This window comes from Streptococcus sanguinis (assembly GCF_050223295.1).
Taxonomy (GTDB): Bacteria; Bacillota; Bacilli; order Lactobacillales; family Streptococcaceae; genus Streptococcus; species Streptococcus sanguinis_X.
Genome location: NZ_CP071424.1, coordinates 2,274,297 through 2,287,927, shown reverse-complemented (window position 1 = coordinate 2,287,927; position 13,631 = coordinate 2,274,297). Strand labels below are relative to the sequence as shown.

Genomic DNA, 13,631 nt, shown 5'->3' with positions numbered 1-13,631 from the left:
TTTCCTCTGTAAAATACAGCCTAAGTGTGGTATAATAAAGCACAAAGATTACTGCAATGAAAGGGAAAGCTATGACAGATAAGGATATTCGTCACAGAAGTAAGATTTATGACAGTATGGTTAAATCTCCTAACCGTGCCATGCTTCGCGCGACGGGGATGACTGATAAAGATTTTGAAACGCCTATTGTTGGTGTGATTTCCACTTGGGCGGAAAATACACCCTGTAACATCCATTTGCATGACTTAGGCAAGCTGGCCAAGGAAGGCATCAAAGCAGAGGGCGCTTGGCCTGTCCAGTATGGAACTATTACGGTTGCGGACGGGATTGCCATGGGAACACCGGGCATGCGCTTCTCTCTGACCTCACGCGACATTATCGCAGACTCCATCGAGGCTGCCATGGGCGGGCATAATGTGGATGCCTTTGTAGCTATCGGGGGCTGTGATAAAAATATGCCAGGCTCCATGATTGCAATTGCTAACATGGATATTCCTGCTATCTTTGCCTACGGCGGAACGATTGCGCCGGGGAATCTGGACGGCAAGGACATTGACTTGGTTTCTGTCTTTGAGGGAATCGGGAAATGGAACCATGGTGACTTGACAGCTGAGGAAGTGCGGCGCATTGAGTGTAATGCCTGTCCTGGCCCTGGTGGCTGTGGCGGTATGTATACGGCCAACACTATGGCGACTGCTATTGAAGTTCTGGGCATGAGCCTGCCAGGCTCTTCTTCTCACCCTGCTGAGTCTAAAGACAAGCAAGAGGATATCGAAGCAGCTGGCCGTGCTGTTGTAAAAATGCTGAAAATGGGGCTGAAGCCTTCTGACATCTTGACACGTGAAGCCTTTGAAGATGCAATCACAGTTACCATGGCTCTGGGTGGTTCTACTAATGCTACCCTGCACTTGCTGGCCATGGCTCATGCGGCCAATGTTGAGCTGACGCTTGATGACTTTAATGTCATTCAAGAGAAGGTACCACATTTGGCTGACTTGAAACCGTCAGGTCAGTATGTCTTCCAAGACCTTTATGAGGTTGGTGGAGTGCCGGCTGTGATGAAATATCTCTTGGCGAACGGCTTCCTGCATGGCGACCGCATTACTTGTACAGGTAAGACTGTGGCAGAGAATCTAGCAGAATTTGCTGATTTGACACCAGGTCAAAAGGTCATTATGCCACTTGAAAATCCAAAACGTGCAGACGGTCCGCTCATTATCTTGCATGGTAATCTGGCTCCAGACGGCGCTGTTGCCAAGGTTTCTGGTGTTAAAGTGCGCCGTCACGTTGGACCAGCTAAGGTCTTTGACTCAGAAGAAGCCGCTATTGATGCGGTACTGGCCGATGAAGTGGTCGATGGCGATGTGGTTGTAGTTCGCTATGTTGGACCAAAGGGTGGCCCTGGTATGCCAGAAATGCTGTCACTTTCTTCTATCATCGTAGGGAAAGGTCAAGGGGACAAGGTGGCTCTTCTAACAGATGGTCGCTTCTCAGGCGGTACTTACGGCTTGGTTGTTGGACACATTGCTCCGGAAGCTCAGGATGGTGGCCCGATTGCCTACCTTCGTACAGGTGATATGGTCACGGTTGACCAAGACACCAAGGAAATTTCCATGGCAGTCTCTGACGAAGAGCTGGCGAAACGCAAGGCAGAAACGACCATCCCACCGCTTTATAGTCGCGGGGTACTTGGTAAATATGCTCACATGGTATCCTCTGCAGCTAAAGGTGCTGTTACTGATTTCTGGAAACCAGAAGAAACGGGCAAGAAATAGCTTATATATGATAAAAGAACCCGCTAGTTTTTCTAGCGGGTTTGATATTTTTATTTTAAATGTAGATAAACTAAGTACCTTCTTATCTGGGACTAATCCCCAAGGCAATGCGGCCGAAGCGGCTGATACGGGTGATTTTCCAAGCAGGAGACCAAGTAACTTCGACAGAGGCACTTTCAATCTCATCTATTTTTTTAAGAGAGTCCATAATGGCGATGGGCAGGCTCTCAGCACAGTCACAGGCTGTATCGGTAAAGGTCATGACAACCTTGCAGTGGCCGTTTTCGTCTAAGTTGATTTCATAAATCAGCCCTAAGTTATAGACATCCAGCTCTACATCCGGATCGTAAATACGCTCGAGCTTCTCCACCAACTTATCCTGAATTGCAGCTGCTCGATCATTGATTTTGATATCGTCTCTCATGGCTATCCCCTTCTATCTGAGTTGAATTGTTTTTATTTTCTCACAATTCAGACTTTTTTTCAAGCTATTTTGGAACATGAAAACGGATTTAGTTCTTCCAAATGAAAAATCCCTTTCAGACTCCTCAAAATGGCGGACTTATGATAGAATATAAGTACTAAAGAAGGCGGAGGTCAGAAGATGAAATTACAAAAACCTAAAGGAACTCAGGACATTCTTCCTCAAGAATCAGCCAAATGGCAGTATGTAGAAGACTTTGCCCGCAAGACATTTAGAAAATACAATTACGGCGAAATCCGCACGCCGATTTTTGAGCACTATGAAGTCATTAGCCGCTCGGTCGGGGATACGACAGACATTGTGACCAAGGAAATGTATGACTTCTATGACAAGGGCGACCGCCATATCACGCTGCGTCCAGAGGGGACAGCACCCGTGGTGCGTTCTTATGTAGAGAATAAACTTTTTGCTCCTGAAGTGCAAAAGCCTGTTAAAGTCTACTATATGGGCTCTATGTTCCGCTATGAGCGGCCTCAGGCTGGACGTCTGCGGGAGTTTCACCAGATTGGTGCAGAATGTTTTGGCTCTAGCAATCCTGCTACAGATGTAGAAATGATTGCCATGGCGGCTCAATTTTTCAAGGATATTGGCATTACCAATGTCAGCTTGGAGCTTAACTCGCTGGGGAATCCTGAGAGCAGAGCTGCTTACCGCCAGGCCTTGATTGATTATCTGACTCCACTGAAGCCTAGCCTATCAGCAGATAGCCAACGTCGCTTGGAGGAGAATCCGCTGCGCGTGCTGGATTCTAAAGAGCCCGAGGACAAGGCGGCTGTAGAAGGTGCACCGTCTATTCTGGACTATCTAGATGAGGAGAGCAGTGCCTACTTTGCGGCTGTTCGCTCCATGCTAGAGATCTTACAGATTCCTTATGTCATCAATACCAACATGGTCCGTGGGCTAGACTACTATAATCACACAATTTTCGAGTTTACGACAGAGGTGGCTGGCAGTCAGCTGACCATTTGTGCTGGCGGCCGTTATGATGGGCTGGTGGCTTACTTTGGTGGCCCTGAAACGCCAGGTGTTGGCTTTGGTATGGGCTTAGAACGTTTGCTTCTCGTACTTGACAAGCAAGGAGTAGAGCTGCCGATTGAAACCGCTCTGGATGTTTATGTAGCGGTTCTAGGACCTGGTGCCAATGGCAGAGCTTTGGAGTTAGTGCAGGCTCTCCGCACACAGGGCTTTGCGGCAGAGAGGGATTATCTAGACCGCAAGCTCAAGGCTCAGTTTAAGTCGGCTGATAGCTTTAAAGCCAAAACTCTTATCACCTTGGGTGAAAGCGAAGTGGAAAGTGGCCAGGTAACTGTTAAGAACAACCATAATCGTGAAGAGATTACTGTTAGCCTAGACCAAATCCAAGAAAACTATCAGCTTATTTTTGAGAAATTGGGGTTTTAAAGGTTTGAACCTGACAGTCGGAAACGCTATAGTATCAGACGTTTGAATAAGATTGGTTGACAACGTGTAAAGATATTTTCTAAAAAAATATCTTTAAAAACTTGAAACATAAAGTGATTATTGATATAATGTACCCGTTATATAAATTTGCTAAAGGAGAAAAAACTATGGCACAAATTAAATTAACTCCAGAAGATCTACGCACATCTGCACAAAGATACACTCAAGGTTCTGAAAATGTAACTCAAGTTCTTAATGAATTGACTCGTGAACAAGGTATTATCTCAGATAACTGGGATGGTTCTGCATTTGATAGCTTTGAAGCACAATTCAATGAATTGACTCCAAAAATCAGAGAATTTGCAACCTTACTTCAAGATATTAATGCTCAATTGGTTAAAGTTGCTGACATTGTTGAGCAAACTGACCAAGATATCGCTGCACAAATTCACTAATTTTGTTATAACGGCTTTAGGAAGGCAAGAGCCTTCCTATTTTTGTAAAGATTAAAAATGAAAAAATGGCAGTTTCTTTCATGTTTGATAAGAAAATCGCTGCATTGTAAAGGCAAGCTCTGACAATCTGAATCAATATCTGAATTAGACTGTTAGAGCTGTTTGTGTCTTTCTGTGTGCTTTTTTATGTAACAATAAACTAAAAAAATTTAAAAAGAAAAAGAAAAAGAAATTTACATCCATGGGAAATAAAAAATTACTTAAGTATATAGGAAACGTTGTTTTGGTTATCGCCTTGCTGGCTGCAGTAGTGACGCTGAATGTCGCAGTGCAAAAGAATACAAGCACTGCTAGGGACAGCAAGATTCGCACTGACCAAAAGACTAAACTGAATGTTGCGGTTGTCAATGAGGATCGGGCTGTCAAGGTTGACAAGAAAGAGTACAATCTTGGTGCTAGCTATGTCAAGAATCTGGAACGAGATGACTCTCAAAACTGGTATATTGTGACGCGTGGAGCTGCGGATACTGGTCTCGAAAATGGCAAATATCAACTGGTCGTAACGATTCCAAGTGACTTTTCAGAGAAGGTGCTAGATGTTAATGCTATCAGCGCAGATCGGACAATCGTCACTTATAAGGTCAATGCTGCTGGAAATCAGCAGATTGAAAATGAAGCTAATAATCTAGCTAAGGATATTATTGCGGATTTGAATAGCCAGTTGGTTGATATGTATATGGCTAGCATCCTGAGCAATCTTTATACAGCCCAGCAAAATGTGCAGGCTAGTTCAGAGGTGCAAATTACCAATATTGGCAATTATCGAACCAACTTGTTGGAGTCTGCTATTGGGTCTAAGAATATCTTCCCAACGTTGGTTAGTATGTCTGCCTCATCTGTCGAAGCCAATAACTCTCTGAAGACGACTCTGGAGACTTATGCTAAGGCTTTTGACGACTTGGATAACTCTCAGGCGACTTATGGAAAGAATTTTGATAGCCTTCTCAAACAGCGGGCAGATGACCAAATCAACTATGCCGCTTTTATGAAGCAACTGATGGAAATGGATGAAAAAGTTGTCCATGATGATACTCAAAAACTCTACGCTAAGTTAGAAGAAACACAAAAAAATTTCACTAAACAGCTTGGCCCGACCGATGAAGTAAAAGATGTTGATGCTGATAATGTCAGTAAGCAATTAGCGGATTTGGAAACTGCTTTGGAAACTGAACGTGGGCAATTAGATGTCCATAAACAACAGATTAAGGACTTTGTTGATAATAAATTAAGGACCTACTATGGTGTTGAAGAAGGCAAGCCTATTACTTTTAGCGCAGTGTTAGGAGATGCTACAACAAGCTACGATGCTTCTTTGAAGGCACAAATAGCTGAAGCAGTAAAAGCTTTGCCAGCTTCTCAACCAACAGAGGTGAAATTCGGATTGCCTGTTCCTGCTCTTGACTATTCAACCATTTCGCAATTTGGAACACCACAAGGAAATGGAGGTGCTGAGTTAGACAATCTGGCAGCAGCTGCAGAGAAAGCGGCTAGCTCTACAGCCAGCCCAGTTAATAGCCAGGTTGGAAAGGCTACTTTGTCGGTCACTCCACCAACAGGTGTAACAATTAAAGCTATTACATACAATGGTGAAACAGTAACCAATGGGCAAGAAATTAATTTAGCTGAAGGCGCTAATTTTAATGTGCAGTTTAATGTAGCTAATGATGCTGCAGCTACTTCAGTTGACAGCTCAATTGATATTTCTCTGAATGGCATTAAGGTTGCAAGTGCGCCAGTGAATGTAGAGGATGCACAAAAAGCGGCAGCGGCATATGGAGCTAAAGTACAAGAGATTTCTTCTGCCTATCAACACGTTATGTCTTTAATCCAAGCTTATAATTCTTTTGATGAGTTAAAAAATAAAGATATGTCTGAATCTTTATCTACCCTTTTGATAAATGCTATTAATTCGAATCTAGATAGTTATCAAAACAGCTTGTCTAAAAGTAACGATGGTAAGAGTCAAGGGGTTAAAGAAACGTTAGATGAAACGATTAGTAACTTGAAAAACAAGATTGAAGACGTCAAAGGAACGAACGCTAAACTCGCAACAGAAATCGGAGAACAGCTCAATCTTTATGATAACCTACAAACTAGAATGTCAGATATTTCAAAAGCTCAGGCTTCTTCTACAGAGGCGTTGGCTAAAACTGACACCGATTTGTCATCTCTGAATTCAGAATTCTCATCCTTGCTGTCTTCAACTTCTGGCGTTAAGTCTTCTTCACAGACCAATGTGCAAGCAGCTGATGGTGTCAACCAGATCTTCAGCAGCTTCAATCGTGAGCTGGAAAATGCACAAGGAACGACAGAGAAACTGTCTGCGAATGCTGAAAGCTTGATGGGACAATTCAATAAGGAATTGGAAGACAATGGCAACTTTGTGGAGTCCTTTGTCAAGGTTCTTAACAATGCCTATGAGAATGGTGTTCCTAATGAAGTATTGCTGGACTTCCTGTCTAATCCAGTTGCTCAGTCTTCTTCATCTGTCAAAGCGACTGTTAATGTTTACCGTCCATTCACATGGATCCTCTTGTTGGAGATTGTCAGTCTCTTTACGGCCTATCTTTTTGCAACGCAAAATATTGTGCGCAAGGTTAAAGACCGCTTTAAACTTAATAAACTACAAGATACAGATATTACGACTGTGGGTATTCTAGGCTTCCTGTCTCTGACGATTGGTCTGGTCATTGGAATTGTCTCCAGTATGCAGCTTCACATTGGCAAAGAATATGTACCATCTTGGGTCTTGTTGATTGTGGTTGCTAGCTTTGTCTTGATTCAGGGGCAGTATTTGTTCCTCAAGCATCTGCGCGTGATGGGTATGGGGTTAGCTTTCTTCATGATTATCAGCTTTGTCTACCTATCTAATGCTATTGGTACGACAGCTAGTCTGACTGGCTTCCCGGCCTTTATCAAGAGCTTGAATGCCTTGTCTGTGCTAGAAGGCATGCTGTCAGGTTACTTTGACGGCAAGACCGCTGGCTTCTTTGCCATCTTTGGTCTGATTGTCTTACTGGCTCTGCTGGTTACAGCTAATATCTTTATCAAGACTAGAACATTAAAAACTGAGGAAGTTTAAAAGAGTATGAAAAGAATTCTGTTTTTATTCCTACTCCTAGGTTCGTTTGCGGTGACGACTGTTGCCGCAGATGAGCTTAAGGATAATCGTCTGCAGATAGATAATTCGCGGATTGAAAAAGAGCAAGAACTGAACTTTGGTGCACAATCGGAAGGCACCAAGTCTCTTTTCGTTGCTGAAAATCAGGAAAAAATTCAGGAAATGAAGCAGTATCAAAACAAACAGTTGGCCACAGAAGCGGGACAACTGTTTTCTGCTATACAGGGGCCAACGGATATTTACCATTCCAAGGAGCTTTTTCAGCCGGGAACGGAAAAATTGTCCAAGTTGCAAACGAGTTTGAAAAGTGATGATGAAAGCAGCTGGGATGATTTTCTGCCAGGAGTAGTCTACTTTGTAGCAGCCGTACTCTTGGTCAGTATGACTGTCTTTGTCAGCTATCGTATCAGTAAGGGAGAAGTATAACATGGAAGGACATATCAATATCACCCTTCGTTTGCGGGATAAGGACGTGGATATTCGCATTCCTAAGCGGATTGAGGTCCGCCGCTTCATTCGGGAGATTGATCAGATTTTCAATATCGAAGGAAAGCGCCATAAGTATCAGCTGCGGATTATTAACAAGGGGTTGATACTGGATGAGGGCAAGGTTTTGGCTGATTATCCAGTCACAACAGGAGATTTAGTAGAGATTGAGGGGATTTAAGGTGACTGAGGAAAAATTTGTATTTGCTGAACAAGAGTTTATCTATGAAAAAAATGACAAGAATTGGAGCCTAACGCTGAAGCGTTCGGATGTGGCAACGCAGGATTTGCGGGAGCTCTTGCTTTTGGACCTGCACCATCCGCTTTTCTTGGAGCAGGAGACTAAGGCCGACCATGATAGTGTCTATTTCACCTATCAGATTGAGCCTTTGGGGCTGTCCAAGGAAGAGATTGAAAAGCGCACGATTTCTGAGCGGATTCGTCTGGCTCTCAATGTGTTTGCTTTGGAAGCGGCACTGGAATTGCCGGTTACTTTTTTGCTGCATCCTAGCAATCTCTTTATTACCAAGGATGCACAGGCGAAGATTGCTTATCGCGGAGTTCCAGGTATTATGACACCTCAGGCTATTTCTCGGGAGGACTTTTTGCGTCAGGCCAAGTGCTTTGCGGTGACGCTCTTTGCAGATCTGGACTTTATGGAGCTTTACAAGGGCTCGTTAGAGCTAGAAACTCTGCCAGATTTCCTAGTGGAGCTGCGTGAGGCTGACAGTCTGGAAGATGCGGTTGCTGTGTTGGAGAAATCCTATCAGGAAAAGGCTGCAGAAGAAGCGGAGAAGCAGACACTGGTCTCCAAGCGCCAGCATAAGATTTTCAAACTGGCGACCATCTGGCTGACAGCAGCTGTTGTGATTTTGACCATTCCTTTGATTTATTTGATTTTCATACAGAATCCTTTCAAGGAAAAGCTGTTACAGGCGGATACTGCCTTTATCAAAGTGGACTATAGCAAGGTCATCGATGAGCTGGAAGGAATTTCTCCTAAGAGCCTGCCGAATACACAGAAATATGAACTAGCCTACTCTTATATCCAGGGCTTGGAATTTTCTGATGATCAGCGTAAGGTCATCCTGAACAATGTCACACTAAAATCAGATGATTTGTATCTCAATTACTGGATTCAAGTTGGACGTAATGATTTTGAAGATGCTTTAGACACAGCCAAACGGATTAATGACTCAGATCTAATCATCTATGCCTTGACGCAGGAGATGAAAAAGGTACGTGAGGACGATAGTTTGTCTGGTAAGGATCGGGAGACTAAGCTTGAGTCCTTGGAAGGCGAGTATAAGAAATACTGGGATAGCCGCAAGGAGCTTCTAACTGGTGATTCTAGCTCAAGCGCTTCTAGCGAGGAAGGTTCTTCAGGAGCAAGCTCTTCGTCCAGCAGTGAAGCGTCTTCTAGCAGTAGCGCGAAGGAGTAAGTATGAGCAAGACAATCATCATCTATACAGACCATTTGCGCTATGAGCTGCAGCTGACAGAGGACAAGAAAGTTCTCCTAGCAGCGAGCGAGAAGGCTCAGCTTTACCTGCCCCATCAGGAAACTCCTATCCAGCTTCAGCTAGCTGAGGGACAAGTCTTTTATCAGATGGGGGAAGATACGGGTGTCGTAACTGACGGCTTGGCCTTGGGTAATCTCACCTTATATCAATCTGATTCAGAACCGGCTGTTTATGACCTGCTGGACAGAAAAGAGTTACTCATTAGCGACCAGAAGGGAGCAGCCATCAGTCTGGAAGCGCCTTTGGAATTGCTCTTGAAGCGAACAAATGATTCTTGGCTTTTGACCAAGATGCGAGGTCAAGTTTATCTCAATCACGTTGAGTGGACGGGAGACCAAATCCAGCTGGAGGCCGGTGACGAGCTAAGCTTGGAAGGTATCTGCCTCAAGGTCTATCCAGAAGAAATCTGGGTGACGGGTCCAGCTACGGTCAGTTCTAACCTGACCTTGCGGGGCGCTTCTCGCCATGGTTTTTATCCAGACTATCCAGACTATCACCGCTCACCGCGGATTATCTATCGGAGTTCAGAGGACAAGATCCAGATTGCTCCGCCAAGCAAGGAGCCTCAAAAGCCCAATGATGAACTCTTGAGACTGATTGTGCCGCCACTTCTCATGGTTGGGGTGACGGTGCTAATTACACTGGTTCAGCCGCGGGGGATTTATATCCTCGTTACGGTGACGATGTCAATCGCCAGTGCTATCTTTTCGGTTCGAGGTTTCTTCAAAAACCGCAAGAAGTTCAAGGAAGACAAGAAGGAGCGCATAGATCTTTATCACCTCTATCTGAAAGACAAGGCTATTGAGCTGAACAAGCTGGAACGTGAGCAGCGTGATGGCATGCTCTACCATTTCCCAAACATTAACGAATTGACTGGTCTGGTGACAGACTACAGCCACCGCATCTACGAGAAGACACCGCTGCACTTTGACTTTCTTTACTATCGCTTGGGACTTGGCCAAGTGCCAACCTCCTATAAGCTGACCTATGGTCAAGAGGAGCGGAGCGGAAAGAAAGATGCGCTGGAAGAGGAGGGCTATGCTCTCTACACTAGACATAAAAAAATTCCCGATCTTCCTATCGTGGCTAATCTCAGCCATGGACCGGTCGGCTATATCGGTCCGCGCAATCTGGTCCTGGAACAGCTCCAGCTCTTAGTCATGCAGTTAGCGGTCTTCCACTCCTACCACGATGTGCAGGTGATTACCATCATGCCAGAGGAGGAGCGCGACCAATGGGATTGGCTGCGCTGGCTGCCGCATGCGACTCTGCAAGAGCTGAATGTCCGTGGCTTTGTCTATAACCAACGGACGCACGATCAGGTCCTAAACAGTCTCAACCAAATACTGAAACTGCGCAAGGCACAGAAGGAAGAAGCGACCCGGCAGGAGACGACACTCTACAGTCCTCACTATGTGGTATTGGTCACAGATGAAAAGTTGATTCTCGACCATATCATCATGGAGTTCTTCACAGAGGATCCAACGGACCTGGGCTGCTCACTCATCTTCGTGCAGGATGTGATGAGCTCGCTGTCTGAGAATATCAAGACGGTTATCAATATCAAAGACCGCAACACTGGTCAGCTAGTCATGGAAGAGGGAATCCTCAGAGAAATTGACTTCCGCTTGGATCATTTCCCAGAAGGCTATGACAAGGAACGAATCGCTCGGACCTTAGCGCCGCTCAATCACTTACAGAATCTCAAGAGCTCAATCCCTGATACTGTAACCTTTATGGAGATGTATGGGGCAGAGACCTTCTCAGACCTGCAAGTCTTGCAAAAGTGGCAACAGAATGCGCCTTATAAGAGCTTGGCGGTGCCTATCGGCCTGCGGGGTAAGGAGGACCTGGTCTACCTCAACCTGCATGAAAAGGCTCACGGACCGCACGGGCTGATTGCCGGGACAACTGGATCAGGTAAGTCAGAGACTATCCAGTCCTATATCCTGAGTCTGGCCGTCAACTTCCACCCACACGATGTGGCCTTTCTGCTCATCGACTACAAGGGTGGGGGAATGGCCAACCTCTTCAAGAACCTGCCCCATCTCTTGGGAACCATTACCAACTTGGACGGGGCCCAATCCATGCGGGCGCTAGCTTCCATTAATGCGGAGATTCACCGTCGGGAGCGGCTCTTCAGAGAGTTTGAAGTTAATCATATCAACCAATATCAAAAGAAATTTAAAAACGGGGAAGCAACTGAACCCCTGCCCCATCTCTTCCTCATCTCGGATGAGTTCGCAGAGCTGAAGGTCAACCAGCCTGACTTCATCAAGGAGCTGGTATCCATCGCTCGGGTCGGACGTTCCCTTGGGGTCCACTTGATCCTGGCTACTCAGAAGCCCTCTGGGGTGGTGGATGACCAGATCTGGTCCAACTCCCGCTTTAAGCTAGCGCTCAAGGTGGCAGACCGGACGGACTCGATGGAAATGCTTAAGACGCCAGATGCGGCGGAGATCACCCAGACTGGCCGGGCCTATCTGCAGGTCGGGAATAATGAAGTCTATGAACTCTTCCAGTCAGCTTGGTCAGGGGCAGACTACCAGCCGGATAAGGATGAGCTGGGTATCGAAGACCATACCATCTACCTGATCAACGACCTAGGCCAATACGAAGTGCTCAATCAAGACCTGTCAGGTCTCGACCTAGCAGAAGATATCAAGGAAGTACCGACAGAGCTGGAGGCTATTGTCAGTCAGATCCAACTACTGACGGAGAGCCAGCAAATCCCACCGGTACCGCAGCCATGGCTGCCGCCGCTTAAAGAGCGGATGACTCTGCAGGAGCTGGAACCGATCCAGCCGCAGGAAGCCTGGGAGCAAAAGAAGCCTGTCTCTGTCCTTCTGGGGATGGCGGATATCCCGCAGGCACAGAAGCAAGAGCCTGTCTCAGTCAACTTGTCCAAGGATGGGCATATCCTGCTCTACGGAAGTCCTGGTACGGGGAAGACAACCTTCCTGCAGAGTGCGGCCATGGATTTGGCTCGCAAGTTCAGTCCCAAAGATGTCACGCTCTACCTGATGGACTTCGGGACCAATGGTCTAGCACCGTTGGGGCAATTACCGCAGGTAGCCGATACCCTGCTTTTGGATCAGACGGAGAAGATTGCCAAGTTTGTACGCATAATGGAGCGAGAGCTCAACCGGCGTAAGAAGCTCTTGTCGGACTACGGTGTTGGTACATTGGAGCTCTACCGTCAAGCTAGCGGTCAGCAAGAGCCGGCTATCGTTATCCTGCTGGACAGCTATGAGTCCATGAAAGAAGAGGCTTATGAAGCGGAACTCTTCAAGCTTTTAGTGCGGATCTCCCGTGAAGGTCTCAGCATCGGTGTTCACCTCTTGGTGACAGCTGGCCGTCAGTCCAACCTACGGGCGCAGTTCTATGCCAACTTCAAACACCAGCTGAGTCTGCCGCAGAATGATGTGGGAGAAGTTCGCTTGATTGTGGGCTCTACTCTACTTGCAGCTACTATGGAAGACATCAAGGGTCGGGCGCTCATGAAGCGTGACGAAGTCGATGTTATCCAGCTGGCTCTGCCAGTAGCAGGTGCCAATGATGCACAAGTCCTCAACAACCTACGTCAGGAAGTCGCTTCTCTCCAAGAAGCATGGACAGGTCAACGCCCAAGTGCCATTCCGATGGTACCAGAGGAGTTGACAGAGGCAGACTTCTACAGCCGGGCTAGTGTCCAAGCCGCTTACAATCGGGGATTAGTTCCACTAGGACTGGACCTGGAGACAGTTGAGCCAATAATTTGGGATCTATCTAAGGGTAATCTTCTCTACTTAACGGACAAGGAAGAACAGATGAGTGCTTTTACTCGACATATTGCACGAGGAAAGCAGAAGGTGATTGTGCTAGCTCCTAAGTATCATAATCTCCCTGAGATAGAGGGTGTGACAGTATCTGTAGGCGATGCAATAGTTGAGATGATAGATGCGTTAGAGTTGAGAATAAAAGAACATCTAGATAGCAGACAAAGTAATCATATTGTCAACGTTATCATTTATGACATGTCTTATCTAGTAGATGAATTGACCCCAGAGTTATTAAATCAACTTTCGTTCATTATTGAAAGAGGATCAAAAGTGGGATACGGCATTATAATGATGTCAAGTGTCGATCTTAATCGTAGAATAGATGTAGCTTCAAAAGCAGCCAAGACAACGAAACAAGCTATTCTTGGAATTAGGATAACGGATCAACCAATTATTACGGTCACTAATAGACCACTCCGTGAAGGAGCATTACAAGAGCAAGTTCACTATTATGTAGATAGTGGAATAGCGAAACAGATTAAAGTATTAATGTTTTAACTTAGAA

General features: G+C 45.7%; 9 protein-coding genes. 8 read left to right on the top strand and 1 reads right to left on the bottom strand.

The features are described 5' to 3' along the window. Positions 1–71 precede the first annotated feature (71 nt). Positions 72–1,775, top strand: a complete 1,704-nt coding sequence (ilvD, locus tag J1C77_RS11335; RefSeq protein ID WP_032907459.1) for a dihydroxy-acid dehydratase — start codon at positions 72–74, stop codon at positions 1,773–1,775. 82 nt (positions 1,776–1,857) lie between these two features. Here ilvD and J1C77_RS11330 read toward each other — a convergent pair whose 3' ends face one another. Beyond that, entirely contained in the window at positions 1,858–2,199 is a 342-nt protein-coding gene (locus tag J1C77_RS11330) for a metal-sulfur cluster assembly factor (protein WP_002899327.1), read from the bottom strand. 180 nt (positions 2,200–2,379) lie between these two features. Here J1C77_RS11330 and hisS point away from each other — a divergent pair, with 180 nt between their 5' ends. The 7 genes from hisS to essC all read left to right on the top strand — a co-directional run bounded on the left by hisS (position 2,380) and on the right by essC (position 13,624). Next, positions 2,380–3,660: a histidine--tRNA ligase gene (gene hisS / locus J1C77_RS11325; RefSeq protein WP_002922946.1), complete on the top strand. Its 1,281-nt coding sequence runs from the start codon at positions 2,380–2,382 to the stop codon at positions 3,658–3,660. A gap of 167 nt (positions 3,661–3,827) precedes the next feature. After that, complete coding sequence (locus tag J1C77_RS11320) at positions 3,828–4,115, top strand: WXG100 family type VII secretion target (RefSeq protein ID WP_032909143.1); 288 nt, start codon at positions 3,828–3,830, stop codon at positions 4,113–4,115. A 241-nt stretch (positions 4,116–4,356) separates the two neighbouring features. Next, the gene (esaA, locus tag J1C77_RS11315; RefSeq protein WP_002922955.1) at positions 4,357–7,257 is read left to right on the top strand and encodes a type VII secretion protein EsaA; all 2,901 of its coding nucleotides are present in this window, start codon (positions 4,357–4,359) and stop codon (positions 7,255–7,257) included. A gap of 6 nt (positions 7,258–7,263) precedes the next feature. Beyond that, positions 7,264–7,722 carry a type VII secretion protein EssA gene (essA, locus tag J1C77_RS11310; protein WP_002899625.1) on the top strand — a complete coding sequence of 153 codons (459 nt, stop codon included), beginning with the start codon at positions 7,264–7,266 and terminating at the stop codon, positions 7,720–7,722. 1 nt (position 7,723) lies between these two features. Then, positions 7,724–7,963 (top strand): EsaB/YukD family protein, encoded by a 240-nt coding sequence (locus J1C77_RS11305; RefSeq protein ID WP_002922958.1) that lies wholly within the window; start codon positions 7,724–7,726, stop codon positions 7,961–7,963. Position 7,964: 1 nt separating this feature from the next. Then, on the top strand, positions 7,965–9,224 hold the full coding sequence (essB, locus tag J1C77_RS11300) for a type VII secretion protein EssB (RefSeq protein ID WP_080980261.1): 1,260 nt from the start codon (positions 7,965–7,967) through the stop codon (positions 9,222–9,224). A gap of 2 nt (positions 9,225–9,226) precedes the next feature. Further along, on the top strand, positions 9,227–13,624 hold the full coding sequence (gene essC, locus J1C77_RS11295; RefSeq protein ID WP_002922971.1) for a type VII secretion protein EssC: 4,398 nt from the start codon (positions 9,227–9,229) through the stop codon (positions 13,622–13,624). The last annotated feature ends 7 nt before the right edge of the window (positions 13,625–13,631 follow it).